The organism is Kushneria sp. Sum13 (genome assembly GCF_052692355.1).
The window spans coordinates 680,124-700,454 of record NZ_CP199847.1 but is presented as its reverse complement, the minus strand read 5'-3'; the positions used below and the strand labels follow the sequence as shown (position 1 = coordinate 700,454).

Below are 20,331 nucleotides of genomic sequence, written 5' to 3'. Positions count from 1 at the left end.
CCGGGCCGCTTTCCCGACAGGGTTAATGGCATGACATACGCGTACCTCATGACTTTTCGTCATTGCATACCTCAAGGGCAATTCCGCTGATGTCCTTTATAACCCCCGTATTGCTGGCCGGCGTCGAGAAAACGGTAAACCGTCTGCTGGCGCGCGACCCGGCAGCCCCGTCCCGTCTGGCCGCCATGGCCGGGCAACGCCTTTTGCTGAGACTTGAATCCCCGCGGATTGAAGTGCTGGTGATCTTTCACATTCATGGTCTGACGCTTGCCTCACTGCCCGATGGCGAGGACCGGGATGCCGACACCACCATCGAAATCGATGCCGATACGCTGGGTGCCCTGCTGGGCGGCATGCCGATACAGTCGCTCATGACCAGCCACCGGCTGGTGGTACGCGGCCAGCTTGGCCTTTTGATGCAGGCGCGCGAGCTGTTGATGGATCTCGATATCAACTGGGAAGGCGCCTTCGCCGAATGGTTTGGCGAGGCCCCGGCGCATAGTCTGGCGACCGGTCTGCGACGTCTGGGACATTTCGGCGTGTACTCTTCCAAAAGTCTTGAACAGGATCTGCGCGAGTACATCCTGGAAGAGGGCCAATGGCTTGCTGGTCGTGCCCGCTTTGATGTCGCCCGTGAACACCTGACCGAACTCGAAATTGCGACCGACCGGCTGGAAGCCCGGCTGGAACGTCTCAACCGTCGTCTGCGAGGGCATCACTCTTGATGACGCTATGGCGCCTGATCCGTATTGCCTGGGTAGTGACCCGTTATCGGCTCGACAGTCTGATTCCGACTGAACGCCTGCCGGGCTACGCCCGTTTTGTCATGGCCATTGCCCCCATTCGGCTGTTCCCGAAGGGTGACAAGACGCGTGGCGAGCGCCTGCGATTGGCGCTCGAGGATCTGGGTCCCATTTTCATCAAGTTCGGGCAGATGCTCTCGACCCGACGCGACCTGATGCCGCCGGACATCGCCGTGGAGCTCAAGCGGCTGCAGGATCAGGTGCCGCCCTTCCCCAGCGATACGGCTCGCCACATCATCGAAGAGGAACTGGGCGCCCCGGTCGGGGAACTGTTTGCTCACTTTGAAGCCGACTCGATGGCGTCGGCCTCCATTGCCCAGGTCCATGCCGCGCGGCTTCATACCGGCGAAGAGGTGGTGATCAAGGTCATCCGGCCCGGCATCGACCGTGTCATGCGCAATGACATTGCGCTGTTGTATACCTTTGCCAAAGTGCTTTTGAAAATATGGCCCGAAGCCCGGCGCCTGCGCCCCGTGGAAGTGGTCAAGGACTATGAGTCCACGCTTTTTGATGAGCTTGATCTGCAAAAGGAGGCCGCCAACACCTCCCAGCTCAAGCGCAACTTTCAGCACTCTCCGCTGCTGCACGTGCCGACCATCTACTGGCCGCAGACGCGCAAGCGCGTCATGACCCAGGAGCGTGTCAACGGTGTTCCGGTGGCCGATACCGAGGCACTGGAAGCCCAGGGCGTCGACATGCGACTTCTGGCCGAGCGCGGCGTTGAAATCTTTTTTACCCAGGTGTTTCGCGACAATTTCTTTCATGCCGACATGCACCCGGGCAATATCTTTTTGGACATCAGCAACCCCAGCGATCCGAGCTATATCGCCATCGACTGCGGGATCGTGGGCAGTCTGACCCGGGAAGACCAGGACTATCTGGCGCGTAACATCATCGCGTTTTTCCGCCAGGACTATTACGAAGTGGCCATGCTCCATATCGAGTCCGGCTGGGTCGGTGAGCATACCCGCGCCAACGAGTTTGCTGCCGCCATCCGCTCGGTGTGTGAGCCCATTCTGGAAAAGCCGCTCAAGGACATCTCCTTTGGCCAGGTGCTGATGGGGCTTTTTCAAACGGCCCAGCGCTTTCACATGGAAGTGCAGCCACAGCTGGTCCTTTTGCAGAAAACCCTGCTCAACATTGAAGGGCTGGGACGCTCGCTGTATCCCGAGCTTGATCTGTGGCATACCGCCAAGCCCTTTCTGGAGCGCTGGATGCACGAGCGGGCCGGCCCCAAGGGGTTCTGGGAAGAGCTCAAGCGGCAGGCGCCGGACCTTGCCCAGCGCATACCACAGCTGCCGGTACTGGCACACCAGGCCCTTTCCCAGGTCGAAAACGAGCGCAAGCACCGCGAGCAGCAGACCGCCGCCCTTGTCACCCTGCAGAATTCCTTTTCGGGTGTACGCAAGGGCGCGCGGCGGATCAGGATCGGCCTGGTACTGATCGCAGGCGCCCTGGCCTGGCAGCCCATCTCCCAGTGGGCGCTGCAGCAGCACTGGAGCATTCTGGCCGCAGCCGGTATCGGGCTGGCGCTGGTCATCTGGCGCTGAGCACCGCAGAGAACATCGACAGATTGCGGACGGTGATGATATAAGCTCCCATCGTCCTGAACACGCCCTGGCATGACACATCAGGAACCCATTTCCATGAGCACTATTCTCGATCAGCTCGACCAGAGCCTGGCCAGTCGGCGCCACGGCGACGCTGATACTTCCTACGTCGCCGGCCTGCACCAGCGCGGTCTTAACAAGATTCTGGAAAAGGTCGGCGAAGAAGCCGTCGAAACGATTCTTGCCGCCCGTGACGCCGAGCAGGGCGATGACAACGCCCGCCAGGCGCTGATCGGCGAGACGGCCGATCTGTGGTTTCATTCGCTGGTCATGCTGTCGCATCTGGGACTTGATCATCGCAGCGTGCTGGAAGAGCTGGCACGCCGTCAGGGCATTTCAGGACTGACCGAAAAAGCGTCACGGACCGAGGGGTAACATTTCCCTCTTTTATCTGTCCTATCATTACAATGATGGGCGCAGCACCGAATCAACCAATGAACGTGTCCGGTCGGACACAATGGAGAAACGCCATGTTGGGTGGCATCAGTATCTGGCAGCTTCTGATCGTTCTGGGCATCATTATCCTGATTTTCGGCACGAAAAAGCTTCGCAACCTGGGCGGTGATCTGGGCGGCGCCATCAAGGGTTTCAAGCATGCCGTCAAAGATGATGACGATGAGACAGCCAACAAGCCTCATCAGCGCGTCAAGCATGACGAGACCCCGGGCAACGAGACCATCGATAGCCATGTGGACACGCGTGACAAAGAAGACACCCGGAAATAATCCTTCATGTTCGATATCAGTTTTCCCGAGCTGATCGTGGTCGGTGCCATTGCGCTGGTGGTGCTGGGCCCCGAGCGTCTGCCCACGGCAGCCCGCACGGCCGGTTTATGGCTGGGAAAGATCAAGCGCACGGTGTCCAGCGTTCAGCAGGAAATCACCTCGCAGCTCGAGGCCGAGGAGCTGCAGCGCAAGATGAAAAGCCAGCAGGACCGCTTTGACCAGGGTCTGAAAAAGGCACGAAATGATATCGAAAGTCTGGGCGATGATCCCTCGGCCAGCAGTCGAAAGCTGTCGGACAGGGCGCTTTCCGATGATCGTCCTGCCAACCGGCAGAGTGAATCGCCAAAGCAGCACGGCGAGACATCAAGCGCCGAGGCCCTGTCGGATCGTCACGCCAATACTGCCAATCCATCGACCGCCCCACCATCGGCTGCCGAAGCAGCCGCCAGCGAGCAGACAACCTCCGACACCCCGTCCTCCGGGCAGCCATCGGTGTCGGACAGCCATGACAGGGATAAACAGGATCGATGAGCCCACAGGACGATAATCAGTCGCACACACCGCTGATCGATCATCTTATTGAGCTGCGTTCACGACTCTTGCGCGCCATGATCGTCGTCGTGGTCGCGTTTGCATCGCTTTACGCCTTTTCCAACCAGATCTATACCTTTGTGGCCGAGCCGCTCATGGCCCTTCTGCCGCCCGGCTCGCAGATGATTGCCACTGAAGTCACCTCGCCCTTTCTGGCACCTTTCAAACTGACGTTGATCGTGTCGCTGTTTCTGGCCGTTCCCTTCGTGCTCTACCAGGCCTGGGCCTTTATTGCACCGGGCCTTTACGCGCACGAAAAAAAGCTCGCCCTGCCCATACTGGGATCAAGCGTCCTGCTGTTTTATGGCGGTGCCGCCTTTGCCTACTACGTCGTGTTTCCGCTGCTGTTCCAGTTTTTCACCACGGCAGGCCCGGCGGATGTGCAGATCATGACCGACATCAACGCCTACCTCTCCTTCGTGCTCAAACTGTTTCTGGCCTTCGGGCTGGCGTTTGAAATTCCGGTGGCCACCTTCCTGCTGGTATTGACCGGGGCGACCACGGTACAGGCGTTGTCGGCCAAGCGCCCTTATGTGGTCATTGGCTGTTTTATTGTGGGCATGGTGCTCACCCCGCCCGATGTCATCTCACAGACCCTGCTGGCCGGCCCCATGTGGCTGCTGTTCGAGGTCGGCATTCTTTTCGCCCGTCTGATTCGACGTCCGCGTGGCGGTCGTGACGATGTCGAAATGAATGACACCCATAGCTGAGTGACAAGCCGCGCGTCAGCGCGGCTGCTCCATAAGCGTATTCACGCGATCCACGAGCTTGAAAAGCCCCTGAGCCACGTCCGAGGGTCGTTTGCCCATGAGCCAGCCGGGCGTGGTAAGCACTCGGTGCTCGATATCCACCACGATCTCGCCGACGCCGGCACTCTTGTGCAATCCGCCCATGGCGCTGATGGTGCCGGACAGCGCAGCGCTCTGACCCAGCGTGACCGGAATGGCCTGCTCAAAGAGTCGGGGCACCAGCAATGCTGCCATGCCGATCAGCGCGATGGGCTTGTGGGCGTCATGAAACTCGTGAAGCTGGCCGACCAGCTGTTCAAGTACCTGCATGGAGGACCCGCTGACGGCAAAGTCGCTCAATTGATTGATGGCACCATGCCCACCGGGGATGATGATCGCGCCAAACTCTCCCGCCTGAAGCTTTTCCAGCGGATAAATGCGCTCATGCACCATGCGACATGACTCCACCATGGCATGGCGGCCCTCACTGTTCATGGGCTCGCCACTGGTGTGGTCTATTACGTGATGCTGCGCCACGTCCGGCGCAAAGCAGCTCCACTCAAGCCCGAGTTGATCCAGGCGCAGAAGCACCATCGTCAACTCCTGCACATCGGTACCATCCAGCCATCCGCATCCGGAAATCACGACTGCTACACGCTTTTTCATGCTGCTGCTCCCATGAGATTCATGACATCCGCCTTCCCGGGCAGATAGTGGTGACAGGCGCTTATACCGGCCTGTCGAATGCGACGATCGTCGTCACCGCTGCCGCACAGGCCAGCTATTATGGTTATGTTGGTTGTGTCACTTTTATGTTTCAGAAGTGCGCTGGTGTCTGCCATCGTCTCACGCAAATGTCCTGCCACCTGCCTGTATCGCATGCACCATGATGGTTTCTCGCACCGCATGATGCGCGGAAAAGCACGCTGACCGTGGATGATCTGATACTGCTCGTTTTTATACAGTATGGATGCCGGGATTAAAGCCATCCGAAAGATTCTGGAAATCAGGGGGCTGATCAATGTCATCTTCTGAAGGCACCCGGCCCATAGTCCTGAAGTGCGGCATGAAGGCGCTGTGGATATCAGTGGAGGCGCCGATGCCCTCATGATTACAACGGGCATGTTCTGTCTGGATGTACTGTATCGCGTCAGGCAGGAGCTGCGTGTCCCGACTTTCGTCTACCAGGCGAGCGCCGGGGCCGATGGCATGGTTACCTGATGTGCAAGGCAGGCCGCAAAGGCTCTCAGGACGTTATGACTGTCATCAAAGGGTCATGAGAGTTTCTCACACTGATGGATGCGCTGCCTTTTTTTGGTGGCGCATGTCATTTTCCGGAGAGTTCTCGATGTCATCACTACCCACTACCCCGGCTTCTGAAACGACCGCGTCACTCGAGAATGACCCTGCCTCCACGCTGAGGATCAATCACACACACGCCGGTATTCGCGCCCGGGCAGCCGCCAATGCCCTGCGCGATCTGGACGATGCCGGGCTTTATTTCAACCGTGAACTGTCCACGCTGAGGTTTCACATACGCGTGCTGGAGCAGGCGCTTGATGACACTCATCCGCTGCTCGAGCGACTCAAGTTCCTGCTGATTTTCTCCTCCAATCTGGATGAGTTTTTCGAGATTCGCGTGGCAGGTCTCAAAAGACGCATTGCCTATGGCAACGAAGACGTTGGTATGGACGGTCACTCAAGCTCCAGCATCTTCCAGGAGATCGTGAGCACCGCTCATGAACAGGTCGAGCGTCAGTACCATATTCTCAATACCCGTCTGATCCCGGCACTGGCCGAGCGCGGCATCCACTTCCTGCGTCGTAACAGCTGGAACAAGGCGCAAAAGGAGTGGGTCAGCACCTATTTCGACGACGAAATCATGCCGGTGGTCAGCCCGATCGGGCTGGACCCGTCCCACCCCTTCCCGCGACTGGTCAATAAAAGCCTTAATTTCATCGTCGAACTGGAAGGCCGGGACGCTTTTGGACGTGAAGGCGGCATGGCCATCATTCCGGCGCCCCGCTCACTGCCCCGACTGATCAGACTTCCCAAAGAGCTTGAGCGCGAAGGATGCCAGGAGTATGTCTTTCTCTCCTCAATGATTCATGCCCATGCCGAGCAGCTTTTCCCCGGCATGGTCGTGCGTGGCTGCTATCAGTTTCGTCTGACGCGCAATGCTGACCTTGCCATGGACACCGAGGACGTCTCGGATCTGGCCTCGGCGCTTAAAAGCGAGCTGCTGGCCCGACGCTACGGAGACGGCGTGCGTCTTGAAGTTGCCAATAACTGCCCGGCGCATCTGAGTGACTTTTTACTCAAGCAGTTCAAGCTGGGACAGGAGGATCTCTATCTGGTCGATGGGCCGGTCAACCTGAGCCGGCTGATGGCCATGATTGGCGACAGCGAGCGCGCGGACCTGCGCTACACCCCTTTCGTGCCTGGCCTGCCGAAAGCCCTTCGCAAGGATGAAAGCCTGTTCGACATGATCAGTCGACAGGACATCCTGCTTTTACACCCCTGGGAATCGTTTGGCGTCATCGAAAACTGGCTGGCCGAGGCCGCTCGAGATCCGAGCGTTCTGGCCATCAAGCAGACACTTTATCGTACCGGCTTTGAATCAGGCGTGGTCAGCGCCCTGGTTGATGCCGCAAGAAGTGGCAAGGAAGTCACGGTGGTGATCGAGCTGCGCGCCCGCTTTGATGAGGCCGACAACATCGCACTGGCCTCCCGGCTTCAGGAGGCCGGCGCCAACGTGATCTATGGCGTCATGGCCTACAAGACCCACGCCAAGATGCTGCATATCGTGCGTCGCGAAGCCGGTCAGATTCGCCATTACGCCCACATGGGCACCGGCAATTACCATTCAAAGACGGCAAAGCTCTATACCGATTACAGCCTTCTGACGGCGCGCGAAACGCTTTGCGAGGATGTCCATCACGTGTTTCAGCAGCTCTCCGGAATGGGCGAGCCGCGCCACACCGAACACCTCCTGCACGCGCCCTTTACGCTGCACCGTCGACTGGTGGAGCTGATCGACCGTGAAACCGCACACGCGCGCAAGGGCCGCAAGGCGATGCTGACCATCAAGTGCAACTCCCTGACCGAGCCAAAACTGATCCAGGCGCTCTACCGGGCGTCTCAGGGCGGTGTCATCTGCCAGCTGATCATCCGGGGCACCTGCTGTCTGCGCCCGGGGGTTCCAGGCATCTCGGACAACATTACGGTGCGCTCGGTGGTGGGCCGCTTTCTGGAACATACCCGCGTCTTTCATTTTCACAACGCTGGCAAGTCGGAAACCTGGTGTTCCAGCGCCGATTTCATGGAGCGCAACATGTTCCACCGGGTAGAGACCTGCTTTCCCCTGCTGGATCGCAAGATCGCCCAGCGGGTCAGAAAGGATCTTGATACCTATATGCTGGACAACTGCCAGAGCTGGACGCTTCAGTCAGACGGGCATTATGAAAAGCGCTGTCCGGGCAAGGATGAAGCCGCCATCAGTGCGCAGGAAACCCTGCTGTATGCCTATGCCGCGCGGCCCTGACAGAGCCCTTTCCGTGACTTTCAGCCCCATGAAATACGCTCGAGCCGCATGAGGCGGCCCGAGCGATTATTTTGCTGACTGATGCTGATGCACTGCCAGAACAGGTGTCAGAATGTTAAACGCCAATTCTGCCCCCATCGCGTTTTTGAATGACGACCGTCGATGACCGCGGACGAACCTGGCCCTGCGCTGCCTGTGTGGCATCCTCGGTATTGGCGGCCGGCCAGTTGACCGGGTGCTGAATATTGATAAACAGCGCCGTTCGATCAGGCGTTGCAAAAATGCCGGTGACTTCGGCTTCGTTGGGTCCAATGGCGAAACGCTTGAGCTGTGCCTGGTTTTGCGCGTTGATGGCAGGCTGGCCATCGCCTGTCATTGCACCGGGCACGACGGCGAGCACCTGATCGTTGGTCATTTCGGCCACCGCGTTCTCACGACCCTTGTCCAGCCCATTGTCGGTTTCGATCCACAGGATCCCTTCGCCGTTGTCACGGTCGTCAAACCAGAGACCGTCGGGACTTGCAAAGGCGTTGACGTCGGTCAGACCGGACAGATTGCTGTCAGCATCACTGGCGCTGCCCCCAAAGACGAAGGGCTCCCAGCGCATACGGGTCGGGTCATCACTGCTCTCCTGCCAGCGAATGATATGGCCATAAGTATTGTCTGCGCGCGGATTGGCAGCATTGACCGGCGCCGTGGCGTAGCCGCTGCCCATGGCAAGCGCATCACCCTCACCGGTAAAGCTCGCCTCACTGTCCTCTTCGGTGCGTTTTGAGTTATTGGTCAGCGTCATGTACACCATGCCCGAATGCGGATCGACCGTTCCCCACTCGGGGCGGTCCATGGGTGTGGCGCCCATCAGGTCGGCGGCGTCGCAGGTATTGATAATGATGCCGGCCTGATCCTCGAACAGCTCTCCCAGCCGACGCCCCTTGTGTTCTCCCCGCGGGATGATGGCGTCCACGCTCAGAGGCAACCACTCACCAGTCCCATCAGCATCAAAACGGGCGACATACAGTGTCCCCTCATCCAGATAGCGGGCACCGATGGCCTGGCGGTCATAGGCTTCACCGGGGCGGTTGGCGTCACTTTGCTGCCAGTGCTTTCGTGTCACGAACTTGTAGATGTATTCGTTGCGGCTGTCGTGTCCGGTATAAAAGGTCAGCGGCATGCCTTCGACGACGCGACCGGGCCAGCAGCCCTCGTGACGAAAGCGCCCCAGCGCCGTGCGCTTGTAAATGGCGCTACCGGCATCGTAGGGATCAATCTCGACGATATAGCCAAAGCCGCGGGCCTCATTGCGGTAGTCCTTCGCGGGGTCGTCGCCGCGCGGGGTATTGTCAAAACGACTGAACTCACCCTGCTCACCATCATCAGCACTTTCCCAGCCATAGCGGCCACGCTCGCCGTTGATACCCAGACGTGCCTGATCAGGCGTCAGCTCTCCCTGAGCGGTGAACACCTCGGGCCAGTTTTCTTCACAGGTCAGATAGGTGCCCCAGGGAGTATGGCCGCAGGCACAGTTGTTATTGGTGCCGCGAACGCGTGTGCCGTCGGGTGACCAGGCAGTGACGACCCAGGGCGTACCGCGCACGGGCCCGGACAGTTCCATGGGTGTGGCCGAGGTAATGCGTCGGTTGTGGGCATCACCGGCCACTGGCGCCCAGTGGCCCTGATCGTCACGTCTTAGACGGACCACGGCCACGCCATGTGCATTGATCTCGGTGCGCACTTCATCCGCTGGCCGTGCGCCCTCATCACCGTTGGTTGGGCCATCCTGCGGCGCCCAGAGGGCCGTTTGATCGATATATTCATGATTGATGGCCAGCAGAAAATCGCGTGAGGCATGCTGTGTATCAAGCGGAAAGTGGTACATGCCGTCGTGATGCATGCCCATGGCACGTGCCTGAAAGGCAGGAGTCATATGAAGATTCTGCTGCCAGCCGGCATTGCCGCCCTCCAGTGACGTCCCCCAGGGGACCAGAACCTGAGCGGTATAGCCTTCAGGCACCACGATAGCATCCGTCATGCTGCCGGGCAGCGACTCGAAACCCAATACAAGTCGGCGACTCGAGGGATTGGCGCTGGCCTGGCGAATGGCAGCACTCAGGCCAAAGTCGGTAAACAGTGTGGCAGCGGCAAGCCCCAGACTCCCCTGCAGCATGCGACGACGCGATAGATAGCGCGTCATTACGGATGAGAAAGGACGATTACCGCTATCGTTGTGATTGTCGTGATTTTCAATTTCCTGGCTCATGTCATCGCTCTCGGGTCTTGATCGATGAGCCGAGATTACGACGATATCATGACAGGTTTTTGACAGCCTCATGGCCCGGGGTGGCGATCGCTCGACCCCGGGCCATATCTTTAGTGCTTCAGGTATGGCGGATGGCCAGACGCTGCGCCGCACGACGCAGGTGGTGCTCGGTGTCCACCCAGCCCAGACAACCATCGGTAATGGAGACGCCATAGCGCAGCGGGCCCCCCAGCGCCTGCTTGCCCGTTTCGAGATGACTTTCAAGCATCACACCGACCAGAGAGGAAGCGCCATTGAGACGCTGGCCAATGACCTCATCAAGCACCAGTGGCTGACGCGCGGGGTCCTTGTCGCTGTTGGCGTGAGAGCAATCCACCATGATGGCAGTTGAAACACCTGCCGCGCGCAGGGCACTGCTGGCCCTTTCAACACTTTGAGCGTCAAAGTTGGGGCCGTGATGGCCACCCCGCAGCACCAGGTGGGTATCGGGATTGCCGCTGGAATGCAAAAGCGCCGGACAGCCGCTGTCGTCGAATCCCGGATAACGATGCCCATGGCGGCTGGCGCCCATGGCATCGATGGCGACTTGAATGCCACCGTCGGTGCCGTTTTTGAACCCCGTGGGCATGGGCAGCGCACTGACCATTTCACGGTGGATCTGCGACTCGGTAGTACGCGCCCCCACCGCCGCCCAGCTGATGAGATCATCCATGTAGGTGCTCAGCATGGGCTGGAGAAGTTCGCAGGCAATCGGCAGTCCCAGTGCGGTAATGTCGCGCATGAGTCGGCGCGTGCTGGCAAGCCCTTCGGCCATGTTGTCGCTGCCATCAAGATGCGGATCATACGCCAGTCCCTTCCAGCCCACGGTCGTACGCGGCTTCTCCACGTAAACCCGCATGACCAGCACCATGCTGTCCGCTACTTCCTCGGCAAGGTCTTTCAGACGCCGGGCATAGTCCAGTGCGCTGTCGCGGTCATGAATGGAACAGGGGCCCATCACAACCAGCATGCGTGAATCCTGCCCGTTCAGGATATTGCGGATCGCCTGGCGATGACCGGCAATCTGTTCCTTTAAAGCGGGCTGAAGCGCAATGGCTTCCTTGAGGGCGCCGGGCGTCGGCAACGGCTGGGCCATGGTGGAGGCCCCGGCATGACCACTCTGATCGACAGCTACGGGACAGGCAGTTTCAACTGTATCAAGCAAGGCGTTCATGGCGTTTTTCTATCCTTTGACAGCGTAATGAGGGTAAGCGTGGAGCGCCCTGTATCAGCACGCCGGCGGTCGGCACTCGAGTCGCCGCCAGCGTGTGGTTAAATCGCCAGTCAAACGTCGGATAGTGGTGATAAGTCATGCTCATGTAGCGCTCCCTGTGATGTCTGTCGGATCATTTGCCGTGATGCGAAAAACAAAAAACCCCGGTGGCGTGCTGCCGACCGGGGTTTTAAAGGGGTGGGCAGCACGGTGGATACCGGCACGCCCTGATGTTCAGGCGTGCCTGTCTCTAAACCAATAGCCCACTGGATAACCGACCGTGCTCAAAACACACGACAACGCTGCTGTTGACTTTTGGGCCAGCAGAGTCAGAGTGTCATTGAGCACGAAATGCAACATGCAACGTTATCCTGATCAAAAGTTTTAATACCACATCATGGGACACCTGCCCTCATGATGCATCATCCGAGACTAGCATGACTTCCCGGGATGAGAAACGCCTCAGATGAGAAACTCCCTCCAGATAAACAGCGCCGGCAATGCCGCTGCCAGCGATAACACCACTACGCCGGCCACCATACCGACCAGCAATGCACGATCCTTCAGTAACGTCGACGGCGATGTCATGATGGCCACCTGTCACGGTTGTTGGAACAACATTGTCTTGAACATCGTGGTTGTTGTCTGGCGAATTGTTCGCCACTGTCAGTTCACTTCACATGACGCCCGCCGTCAACAGGCAATGTGGCCCCTGTGACGAAAGCACTATCGAGCAGATAGCGCACGCCCTGCCAGATCACCCCAGGCCCGGGCACTGCCGGCAGCGCTGACTTAGCGTTGAGATGGGCCACATAATCATCACTGTCGCTGGCATTGAGCATGATGCCGGCCGGTGCGATGGCGTTGACCTTGATGTCGGGGGCAAAGCGCCCTGCCATCGACAGGGTCAGATTCTCAAGACCAGCCTTGGTGGCCGCATAGGCCATATGCCGTTGCGAGCCGTGAGCGGCGCTGTAGTCGGTGATATGGATGATGTCGCGCATGGGCTCGGGGCAGGCCATCAAAAGCTCATGAGCATGCAGATTGATGAGGTAGGGCGCCTGCATGTGCACCTGAAACATCAGGGCGAAATCCTCGCCGCAGGCGGCACTGTTCTCATCGCACTGCCAGTGCGAGGCATTATGGATGATGGCCCGCAGCGCCGGCGTCTGCGCCTTTAGCCGGGCAATAAAATCCAGAATGGCTGACTCGCTCGAGAAGTCGGCATAAAGGGCCACGATGCCCCGGGCTCTTAGTGCCTCGATGGCCGGTCGTTCACGCCGGTAGGTAATGATGATTGGATGCCCATCATCATGAAGACGTTCGGCACAGTAGCGGCCCAGTCGCTGACCGCCGCCGGTGATCAGTATGGGCGCCTGACTCATGACGCCGCGTCCTGCCCTTTTACTCTGGGCGCATAGCTGAAGACATCGGAAAAGATCCGTTTGGCCATGGGCTCGATCCGGGCCAGCGTATCCACCACGGCGTAGACCATGCCGGGAGAGCCGGCGATAAAGATGCTGGCCTCATCAGCGCGCTGGACCCGATCATGCAGGGCGTTATCGATGCGCTCGACCACGCCATCAAAGTCCTCTTCTCCGGGCAGTTCCACTACCGGCGTAAAGCTGAAGTGCTCGTTGTGTTCAGCCCAGTGGCGCGCCTGCCATTCCATGTAAAGCTCGCTGCGCGCACGCGCCGCCCACCACAGATGGATGGGGCGCTCGGGATGCAGGGCCAGCGAGGCCTCGATGATGGATTTCATCTGCGCAAACCCGGTGCCGGCAGCGATCAGCAATAGCGGGCGCGGATCATCAAGTTCCAGCACGGATTCCCCACCGGCCAGCGACACCTCGATATCGGCGCCTACGTGGAGCTGTTCAAACAGCGCGCGAGCGTTGTCACTTTCGGCGATATACTGGACGTGCAGCTCCAGAATGCCGTCGCCGTTGGGCGCATTGGCAATCGAAAACGGCAGATGATTACCCTGCACGACCAGCGACAGATACTGGCCCGGGGCAAAGAGAATCTGTTGCGGGTCGCCACGCAGAAACAGCCGATAAACATCGGCCGATAGCGTTTCCATGGTCTCGACCCTACAGGTCAGCGTCCTGGCAGACATGGTGCTTCCTTCAATCGATAGAAATGCAGCAGTGCATTGTGTCAGTGACTCCCGAGGCGTTAACCGCTCAGGTATTGATGCCGTACGTGTCCCAGCGCTCGTCGACCCGAGCCTTGATTTCATCGCTCATGACAATTGGCGTGCCCCATTCCCGCTGGGTCTCGCCGGGCCATTTGGAGGTCGCATCCAGCCCCATCTTGGAGCCCAGGCCGCTGACCGGTGAGGCAAAGTCGAGATAGTCGATCGGCGTATTCTCGACCATGACCGTGTCGCGCGCCGGGTCCATCCGCGTCGTGATGGCCCAGATCACATCCTTCCAGTCGCGGGTATTGACGTCATCATCCACCACGATCACGAACTTGGTGTACATGAACTGACGCAAAAAGCTCCATACCCCCATCATTACGCGCTTGGCGTGCCCTGGATACTGCTTTTTCATCGATACCACGGCAAGGCGATACGAACATCCTTCGGGCGGTAGATAGAAGTCCACGATTTCAGGGAACTGGCGGCGCAGAATGGGGACGAAGACCTCATTGAGCGCCACACCCAGCACGGCCGGCTCATCCGGCGGACGGCCGGTATAAGTGGAATGATAGATGGGATCGCGCCGATGCGTGATGCGCTCGACGGTAAAAACCGGAAAGGTATCAACTTCGTTGTAATAGCCGGTGTGATCGCCAAAAGGGCCTTCTGGCGCCATATCATCAGGATAGATGTAGCCTTCCAGGACGATCTCGGCACTGGCCGGCACGCTGAGGTCAAAGTGATGACACTTGACCAGCTCGGTTTTGGAGCCGCGCAAAAGCCCGGCAAAGGCGTATTCGGACAGCGAATCAGGCACAGGAGTGACCGCTCCCAGGATGGTGGCAGGGTCAGCGCCCAGCGCTACCGCCACGGGAAAGGGCTTTCCCGGATGGGTCTGCTGCCAGTCGCGAAAATCAAGCGCCCCGCCACGGTGGGACAGCCAGCGCATGATCAGGCGATTTTTCGAAAGCTTCTGCTGACGATAAATCCCCAGATTCTGACGTTCCTTGTGCGGCCCCTTGGTGATGACCAGAGGCCAGGTCACCAGCGGTGCGGCATCGCCCGGCCAGCAGTGCTGAATGGGAATGATATCAAGGTCCACGTCATCGCCTTCCAGCACGACTTCCTGACACGGCGCCTTTTTGACATGCCGCGGCCCCATGCTCATGACCTGCTTGAAGATCGGCACCTTCTGCCAGGCATCGCGAAAGCCCTTCGGCGGCTCGGGCTCCTTCAAAAAGGCCAGCAGTTCGCCGACCTCGCGCAGTGCCTCGACGCTGTCCTGCCCCATCCCCAGCGCCACCCGACGCGGCGTACCAAACAGATTGGCCAGCACCGGCATCGTGCTGCCGCGCACGTTTTCAAACAACAGAGCAGGCCCTTCATCGCGCAGGACGCGATCACATATCTCGGTCATTTCCAGATAGGGATCTACCTCGGCGGTGACACGCTTGAGCTCCCCCATCCGTTCAAGCCCCTGGATAAACTCCCGCAGATCGCGATACTTCATGCCCGGTCCTGCTCCCGTAATAAAGCAAAGGGGCAGCATAGCATGCTGCCCCTTCCATGCAGGCGTACCCCTGGCACGCCCGTGACACCTGACAAGCGCTTTAGCGGCGCTTCATGGCCTCGAAGAATTCCAGATTGGTCTTGGTATCCTTCAGGCGGTCGATCAGAAACTCGGTCGCCGCAATATCTTCCATCGGGTTGAGCAGCTTGCGCAGAATCCACATGCGCTGCATTTCATCCTCGGAGGCGATCAGGTCTTCACGACGGGTGCCGGAGCGGCGAATGTTGAGCGCCGGGTAGACACGCTTCTCGGCCAGCTTGCGGTCCAGATGCGCTTCCATGTTACCGGTCCCCTTGAACTCCTCGAAGATGACTTCATCCATCTTGGAGCCGGTATCCACCAGCGCGGTCGCCAGAATCGTCAGACTGCCGCCTTCCTCGATGTTACGAGCGGCACCGAAAAAGCGCTTGGGCTTTTCAAGGGCGTGAGCATCCACACCACCGGTCAGAACCTTGCCGGAGCTTGGCACCACGGTGTTATAGGCGCGGGCCAGACGAGTAATGGAGTCCAGAAGGATGACCACATCCTTTTTGTGCTCGACCAGACGCTTGGCCTTCTCGATGACCATCTCGGCCACCTGCACATGGCGGGCCGGCGGCTCATCGAAGGTAGAAGCCACGACTTCGCCGCGTACGGTACGCGACATCTCGGTGACCTCTTCCGGACGCTCATCGATCAACAGCACAATCATGTGACACTCGGGATTGTTGCGGGTAATCGAGTTGGCGATGTTTTGCAGCATCATCGTCTTGCCCGCCTTGGGCGGCGAGACGATCAGACCACGCTGGCCCTTGCCGATCGGCGAGGTCAGGTCGATGACGCGAGAGGTAATGTCTTCCGTGGAGCCGTTGCCGATCTCCATGACCAGACGCTCCTGGGGGAACAGCGGCGTCAGGTTTTCAAACAGGATCTTGTGCTTGGCGTTCTCGGGACGGTCAAAATTGATCTGATTGACCTTGAGCAGGGCAAAGTAACGCTCCCCTTCCTTGGGCGGACGAATCTTGCCGGCGATCGAGTCGCCCTTGCGAAGATTGAAGCGACGGATCTGGGACGGCGAGACATAGATGTCATCGGGTCCGGCCAGATAGGAAGAGTCAGCACTGCGCAGGAAACCAAAGCCATCCTGAAGGATTTCGAGTACGCCATCGCCGTAAATGTCCTCACCGCTTTTGGCGTGCTTTTTGAGGATGGCGAAGATGATGTCCTGCTTGCGCGAACGAGCCAGATTGTCGATGCCCATTTCCTGGGCAACTTCCAACAGCTCGGGAACAGTTTTTTGCTTGAGTTCGGTTAGATTCATCGGCTTGATTCGGAAATCGCTTTAGTCAGCATGGCTGTAAGAGATGCGGCCGGGACAGGAAACGGTATCTTGAATACCGCCTGATTTGTCGTCAGAGCCCGCGGGGTCTCGACACCTGATGGCTATTAAAAACCAGGCTGTGGAGATGAACCCGAAAAGCGCCTCGTTCGAAGGAAAGAAGTAACATGATGGTAAAACCCGAGTTCAGCACCGATAGCATCAGGGTCAGTTCGTCTGCTTGAGAAATGGCGTGGCAGACTGGGAGAAAAGCAATACGACCCTGTTGGCTCGCTCGGCGGCTGGCGAGCAGCTGAAATCAGGCGAACGCACCGATGTTAGACAACGCTGATCGTCGACGCAAGCCCTTTTATTGCTCGGCGATCGCCGGCCCGAATCGCCCGGCCCCGGGCCTTATTCAAAGATGCTCATCAATAAGCTGGTGCAGCTGCGCTCGTGAAAGGGCCCCGACTCGGGTGGTTTCAAGCGCGCCATCGATAAAAAGACACAGCGTCGGCACGCCTCTGGCCCCCAGACGCCCTGCCAGCGCCGGCGAGGCGTTGATGTCGACACGATAGACCTTCACCCGATCGGCGTAGTGCTGAGCGACTTCCTCAAGCGTCGGCATCAGCGTACGACAGGGGCGGCACCAATCAGCCTTCAGCATCACCAGTGCCGGCTCATGCCTGTCGGCCACCTCCTGCTCGAAACGCTGCTCATCCAGATCCGTGATGATACTCATGCCCTTCCCCATTGACGTCGTCTCCTCACTTGCCCCGCCAGGGCGGGCGGTTCGTTTAAGCAATTGACATGATATCAGCCTGACATCACTCTTTGGCGAACCATTACCTGACCGAAGGGGCCTGATGCGCGAAGGCTGCCAGGTCAGCAACGCCATGGAATCGGCTCATGACGCATGTTCAGACAATACCCTCTTCCGGCCCTCTTCGCCTGGCGGCGGTAGACCTGGGGTCCAACAGCTTCCACCTCTTGATCGTGGAGGCAGATAACGGCCACTTTACCGAACTGGAAAAGTGCAGCAAAAAGGTACAGCTCGCCGCTGGACTTGATGACCATGGTCAGCTTGATGAAAACGTCATGGCGCGCGCGCTGAAGTGCCTGGAATCGTTTGGTACCATCATCGATGAACATCGGGTCGATCGGCTAAGGGTGGTCGGCACCAATGCTCTGCGCACGGCCGCCAACAGCATCGACTTCGTGATACGCGCCGAACAGTGCCTGGGCCAGCGCATCGAAACCATTTCAGGCCGTGAAGAAGCCCGCCTGATTTATCAGGGGGCCTCGACCGCCTGGCAGGAAGACACCAGCCATTGTCTGGTCGCCGATATCGGCGGCGGCTCAACAGAGCTGATCGTGGGTACCGGTACCCGACCACTGGCGCTGGAAAGCCTGGAAATGGGCTGCGTGGCCTACACGCGGCGCTTTTTTGAAAGCGGCGACATCACCGAGGCCACCATGCACAGCGCCGAGCAGGCTGCCCTGCTGGAACTGGCCAACATTACCGCGCACTATCGCCGGCTGGGCTGGCAGCGTGCCATTGGTACTTCCGGCACCATCAAGGCCGCGGCGGCCACGCTCAGAGCGATGCAGCCGCATCTCAAAAAGGGCGAGATCACCCGCGAAGGACTTGCAGAGCTGCGTCAGAAGCTGATCGACCTGGGCCATCTTGACCATGTCAGCATGGCCGGACTCAAGAGCAATCGCGCTCGGGTCTTCCCGGCTGGCGTTGCCATTTTAAGCGCGATCTTCAAGGCACTGAATCTGGAGCACATGCAGCACACCAATGGTGCGCTGCGCGATGGCGTATTGCTGGATCTGCTTTCGCGTGATACTCGTCATGACGTGCGTCATACCACTCTGAGCGACATGCAGCGCCAGTATCAGGTCGATGTTCAACATGCCGAGTATGTGAGCGCAACTGCCCTGAGGCTGTTTGATCAGCCTGAAGTGTCGCGGGGGCTGGACGAGACGTCCCGCCAGCTGCTTGAACAGGCCGCCATGGTTCATGAAATTGGCTTGGGCGTGGCGCATAACCGCTACCATCAGCACGGCAGTTATCTGCTCGCCCACAGCGACATGGCAGGCTTTTCACTGCCCGATCAGCTGGCGCTGGCCTGGCTGGTTCAGGCGCATCGTCGCCAGCTTCCCGACCCCCCGCCGGAGCATCGTGCGGCGCTGCCTTCAGACGTGCTCGTACATCTGGCCCGCCTGCTGCGACTGGCCGTGGTGCTCTGTCGCGCGCGTGATCCGTCCAGTGACTGGCAACCGGCGTTGCATACGGAGGAGCAAGGTCTGGTGCTGACCTTTCCGGAACCAGTGCCTGAGCTGCTACGTCAGGATCTGGCATTGGAACAGCAGTGGCAGCAGCGGGCGGGGCTACCGCTTTCGATCAATACGCCCTGAGCCATCAGGGCCAGCGTGCCCTGTCAGACGCCAGCCATCGGCGGCCAGGTTTAGAGGCCCCAGCACGCCTGCCGGCGTCTCGTCATGCCACACGACCATGATGCGGTTACGCTGCCATGGCGGGATGGCATGCTCCTGCAACAGCTTTTTGAGCGGGCGTCGCCGCCCATGCAACCGGAGTTTCTCTCCGCCGACGCGGGGTGTCAGTATCAGCGCGGGATACCCGCCTGCCAGCGGCTGCATTTGCTCCCGGACAATGCCCAGCGGCGTGCTAATCGGTGTGGTGCCGTCCCACTTGAGTGACCACGAATCATCAGAGCCGCCTTGTTCGCTTTCAGACAGTAGAAAAAGCGTTTCACGCCAGAGCCGCGCCTGACCACCGGGCCAGACAACACACACCTGACGATCCGGGCCGGCACAGGCCAGCTGATCCAGCAGGGTTTCCAGCCGACCGCGGGGCGGCAATGCCAGCCCCAGCTGTCGTAGCGCCACATCGATAACCAGTCGCTGTCTTGGGCGGCCAAGGTGGCACAGCAGCGCTCGCGGCAGACGATCGGGCGTATTGCCCAGCGCCGCCAGATCCATATCTGCCAGCGCCTGCAGGAGTTCATCCGCCTCACGCAGATGATCAGCACTGCGCGCCATCTGCGCGGCCGCCGCCGGCCAGCGTTTCGCCAGAGGCGCCATGACATGGTGGCGCAGATAGTTGCGATCCTGAAGGTCGTCACTGTTGGTGGGGTCATCGCACCAGGCAATGGCCTCATCGGCCAGACAGGCATCGATATCTTCACGGCTTGCCGCCAGCAGCGGCCGCTCAAGGCGACCCGAACCCAACGTTCGATGCATCGGCATGCCGGCGAGTCCGCGCACGCCGCTGCCGCGCATCAGGCGATACAGCAGCGTTTCAGCCTGATCCTCCTGATGATGGGCCATCCACAGGGTATCGCCGGGTGAGAGCAGCGCTTCGAATACGGCGTAACGCGCGTGGCGGGCATCGGCTTCCAGCCCGTCACGCGATTCAGGGGTTACCCATTCGACATGGAGCACCACGCCCAGCTGGTCGCAGGCGCGCTGCGCCGTACCAACGAAGACATCGGCCGCCGGTTGCAGCCCATGATGAACATGAACGGCCCGCAGGGTCAGACCGGGGTAGCGCCTGGCCGCGCGCGCGGCCAGCAGCAAAAGACAGGTACTGTCACGCCCGCCCGATAATGCCACCCAGAGCGTGGACGTCGCCGCGCGCGCATGCAGCGCCGCCATGGCCTTTTCAATGCGCGCCTCCAGTGACAGGCTCATGGCGGGGCACTCCATGTTCAAACGTGACGGGCAGGCTACGCGGACACTGATACCCGGGAAGGTTTTAACCATTAAAAACGGGAAGGCA

At 59.4% G+C, this 20,331-nt stretch carries 19 protein-coding genes and 1 pseudogene; 9 read left to right on the top strand and 11 right to left on the bottom strand.

All coding sequences use genetic code 11. From position 1 onward, the window contains the following. The first annotated feature begins 89 nt into the window (after positions 1-89). The 6 genes from ACUN8C_RS03360 (at position 90) to tatC (ending at position 4,439) form a co-directional block, all read left to right on the top strand. Positions 90-725: a ubiquinone biosynthesis accessory factor UbiJ gene (locus tag ACUN8C_RS03360; protein ID WP_445620892.1), complete on the top strand. Its 636-nt coding sequence runs from the start codon at positions 90-92 to the stop codon at positions 723-725. Beyond that, a complete protein-coding gene (ubiB, locus tag ACUN8C_RS03355; protein WP_445620891.1) occupies positions 725-2,353 on the top strand; it encodes a ubiquinone biosynthesis regulatory protein kinase UbiB in 1,629 nt (542 codons plus the stop codon). The genes ACUN8C_RS03360 and ubiB overlap by 1 nt, the downstream gene beginning before the upstream one ends. A gap of 96 nt (positions 2,354-2,449) precedes the next feature. Further along, positions 2,450-2,788, top strand: a complete 339-nt coding sequence (locus ACUN8C_RS03350; protein ID WP_445620890.1) for a phosphoribosyl-ATP diphosphatase — start codon at positions 2,450-2,452, stop codon at positions 2,786-2,788. Positions 2,789-2,883: 95 nt separating this feature from the next. Continuing rightward, positions 2,884-3,138: a Sec-independent protein translocase subunit TatA gene (tatA, locus tag ACUN8C_RS03345; RefSeq protein WP_445620889.1), complete on the top strand. Its 255-nt coding sequence runs from the start codon at positions 2,884-2,886 to the stop codon at positions 3,136-3,138. 6 nt (positions 3,139-3,144) lie between these two features. Further along, entirely contained in the window at positions 3,145-3,669 is a 525-nt protein-coding gene (tatB, locus tag ACUN8C_RS03340) for a Sec-independent protein translocase protein TatB (protein WP_445620888.1), read from the top strand. Beyond that, positions 3,666-4,439, top strand: coding sequence for a twin-arginine translocase subunit TatC (tatC, locus tag ACUN8C_RS03335; protein ID WP_445620887.1), 774 nt, complete (start codon positions 3,666-3,668; stop codon positions 4,437-4,439). Before tatB ends, tatC begins: the two co-directional genes overlap by 4 nt. Before the next feature lie 15 nt (positions 4,440-4,454). On the opposite strand, the gene elbB is transcribed toward tatC, so the two are convergent. Continuing rightward, positions 4,455-5,123 carry an isoprenoid biosynthesis glyoxalase ElbB gene (elbB, locus tag ACUN8C_RS03330; protein WP_445620886.1) on the bottom strand — a complete coding sequence of 223 codons (669 nt, stop codon included), beginning with the start codon at positions 5,121-5,123 and terminating at the stop codon, positions 4,455-4,457. A 387-nt stretch (positions 5,124-5,510) separates the two neighbouring features. Between elbB and ACUN8C_RS03325 the strand changes: the two are divergent. Next, positions 5,511-5,678: pseudogene (locus tag ACUN8C_RS03325) on the top strand (hypothetical protein); the annotation flags it as partial. Between the two features lie 127 nt (positions 5,679-5,805). After that, positions 5,806-8,001, top strand: coding sequence for a polyphosphate kinase 1 (gene ppk1, locus ACUN8C_RS03320; RefSeq protein ID WP_445620885.1), 2,196 nt, complete (start codon positions 5,806-5,808; stop codon positions 7,999-8,001). 115 nt (positions 8,002-8,116) lie between these two features. On the opposite strand, the gene ACUN8C_RS03315 is transcribed toward ppk1, so the two are convergent. From ACUN8C_RS03315 to ACUN8C_RS03275, 9 genes are all read right to left on the bottom strand, one after another. Further along, positions 8,117-10,258, bottom strand: coding sequence for a PhoX family protein (locus ACUN8C_RS03315; RefSeq protein ID WP_445620884.1), 2,142 nt, complete (start codon positions 10,256-10,258; stop codon positions 8,117-8,119). Positions 10,259-10,376: 118 nt separating this feature from the next. Continuing rightward, on the bottom strand, positions 10,377-11,471 hold the full coding sequence (locus tag ACUN8C_RS03310; protein ID WP_445620883.1) for a 3-deoxy-7-phosphoheptulonate synthase: 1,095 nt from the start codon (positions 11,469-11,471) through the stop codon (positions 10,377-10,379). Further along, positions 11,455-11,616 (bottom strand): hypothetical protein, encoded by a 162-nt coding sequence (locus tag ACUN8C_RS03305; protein ID WP_445620882.1) that lies wholly within the window; start codon positions 11,614-11,616, stop codon positions 11,455-11,457. Before ACUN8C_RS03305 ends, ACUN8C_RS03310 begins: the two co-directional genes overlap by 17 nt. Positions 11,617-11,972: 356 nt before the next feature. Beyond that, complete coding sequence (locus tag ACUN8C_RS03300) at positions 11,973-12,098, bottom strand: hypothetical protein (protein ID WP_445620881.1); 126 nt, start codon at positions 12,096-12,098, stop codon at positions 11,973-11,975. A gap of 83 nt (positions 12,099-12,181) precedes the next feature. Further along, entirely contained in the window at positions 12,182-12,895 is a 714-nt protein-coding gene (folM, locus tag ACUN8C_RS03295) for a dihydromonapterin reductase (protein ID WP_445620880.1), read from the bottom strand. Further along, positions 12,892-13,629, bottom strand: a complete 738-nt coding sequence (locus ACUN8C_RS03290; protein WP_445620879.1) for an FAD-binding oxidoreductase — start codon at positions 13,627-13,629, stop codon at positions 12,892-12,894. The genes folM and ACUN8C_RS03290 overlap by 4 nt, the downstream gene beginning before the upstream one ends. A 67-nt stretch (positions 13,630-13,696) precedes the next feature. Beyond that, positions 13,697-15,166 carry a 4-hydroxy-3-polyprenylbenzoate decarboxylase gene (ubiD, locus tag ACUN8C_RS03285; protein WP_108843015.1) on the bottom strand — a complete coding sequence of 490 codons (1,470 nt, stop codon included), beginning with the start codon at positions 15,164-15,166 and terminating at the stop codon, positions 13,697-13,699. 100 nt (positions 15,167-15,266) lie between these two features. Next, entirely contained in the window at positions 15,267-16,526 is a 1,260-nt protein-coding gene (gene rho / locus ACUN8C_RS03280; RefSeq protein WP_108843014.1) for a transcription termination factor Rho, read from the bottom strand. 415 nt (positions 16,527-16,941) lie between these two features. Next, positions 16,942-17,265 carry a thioredoxin family protein gene (locus ACUN8C_RS03275; RefSeq protein WP_445620878.1) on the bottom strand — a complete coding sequence of 108 codons (324 nt, stop codon included), beginning with the start codon at positions 17,263-17,265 and terminating at the stop codon, positions 16,942-16,944. A 167-nt stretch (positions 17,266-17,432) separates the two neighbouring features. Between ACUN8C_RS03275 and ACUN8C_RS03270 the strand changes: the two genes are divergently transcribed. Continuing rightward, entirely contained in the window at positions 17,433-18,947 is a 1,515-nt protein-coding gene (locus tag ACUN8C_RS03270; RefSeq protein WP_445620877.1) for a Ppx/GppA phosphatase family protein, read from the top strand. On the opposite strand, the gene tilS is transcribed toward ACUN8C_RS03270, so the two are convergent. Next, positions 18,921-20,243: a tRNA lysidine(34) synthetase TilS gene (gene tilS / locus ACUN8C_RS03265; protein WP_445620876.1), complete on the bottom strand. Its 1,323-nt coding sequence runs from the start codon at positions 20,241-20,243 to the stop codon at positions 18,921-18,923. The genes ACUN8C_RS03270 and tilS overlap by 27 nt on opposite strands. Positions 20,244-20,331 lie beyond the last annotated feature (88 nt).

Excerpts from the sequence above, each read along its gene's own strand:
- ubiB (WP_445620891.1), top strand. The coding sequence starts at position 725 with ATGACGCTATGGCGCCTGATCCGTATTGCCTGGGTAGTGACCCGTTAT.
- ppk1 (WP_445620885.1), top strand. The coding sequence starts at position 5,806 with ATGTCATCACTACCCACTACCCCGGCTTCTGAAACGACCGCGTCACTC.
- folM (WP_445620880.1), bottom strand. The coding sequence starts at position 12,895 with ATGAGTCAGGCGCCCATACTGATCACCGGCGGCGGTCAGCGACTGGGC.
- ACUN8C_RS03300 (WP_445620881.1), bottom strand. The coding sequence starts at position 12,098 with ATGACATCGCCGTCGACGTTACTGAAGGATCGTGCATTGCTGGTCGGT.
- ACUN8C_RS03270 (WP_445620877.1), top strand. The coding sequence starts at position 17,433 with ATGACGCATGTTCAGACAATACCCTCTTCCGGCCCTCTTCGCCTGGCG.
- ACUN8C_RS03350 (WP_445620890.1), top strand. The coding sequence starts at position 2,450 with ATGAGCACTATTCTCGATCAGCTCGACCAGAGCCTGGCCAGTCGGCGC.
- ACUN8C_RS03275 (WP_445620878.1), bottom strand. The coding sequence starts at position 17,265 with ATGAGTATCATCACGGATCTGGATGAGCAGCGTTTCGAGCAGGAGGTG.
- ACUN8C_RS03290 (WP_445620879.1), bottom strand. The coding sequence starts at position 13,629 with ATGTCTGCCAGGACGCTGACCTGTAGGGTCGAGACCATGGAAACGCTA.
- rho (WP_108843014.1), bottom strand. The coding sequence starts at position 16,526 with ATGAATCTAACCGAACTCAAGCAAAAAACTGTTCCCGAGCTGTTGGAA.
- tatC (WP_445620887.1), top strand. The coding sequence starts at position 3,666 with ATGAGCCCACAGGACGATAATCAGTCGCACACACCGCTGATCGATCAT.
- ubiD (WP_108843015.1), bottom strand. The coding sequence starts at position 15,166 with ATGAAGTATCGCGATCTGCGGGAGTTTATCCAGGGGCTTGAACGGATG.
- ACUN8C_RS03360 (WP_445620892.1), top strand. The coding sequence starts at position 90 with ATGTCCTTTATAACCCCCGTATTGCTGGCCGGCGTCGAGAAAACGGTA.
- ACUN8C_RS03310 (WP_445620883.1), bottom strand. The coding sequence starts at position 11,471 with ATGAACGCCTTGCTTGATACAGTTGAAACTGCCTGTCCCGTAGCTGTC.
- tatA (WP_445620889.1), top strand. The coding sequence starts at position 2,884 with ATGTTGGGTGGCATCAGTATCTGGCAGCTTCTGATCGTTCTGGGCATC.
- tilS (WP_445620876.1), bottom strand. The coding sequence starts at position 20,243 with ATGAGCCTGTCACTGGAGGCGCGCATTGAAAAGGCCATGGCGGCGCTG.
- ACUN8C_RS03305 (WP_445620882.1), bottom strand. The coding sequence starts at position 11,616 with ATGAGCATGACTTATCACCACTATCCGACGTTTGACTGGCGATTTAAC.
- tatB (WP_445620888.1), top strand. The coding sequence starts at position 3,145 with ATGTTCGATATCAGTTTTCCCGAGCTGATCGTGGTCGGTGCCATTGCG.
- ACUN8C_RS03315 (WP_445620884.1), bottom strand. The coding sequence starts at position 10,258 with ATGAGCCAGGAAATTGAAAATCACGACAATCACAACGATAGCGGTAAT.
- elbB (WP_445620886.1), bottom strand. The coding sequence starts at position 5,123 with ATGAAAAAGCGTGTAGCAGTCGTGATTTCCGGATGCGGATGGCTGGAT.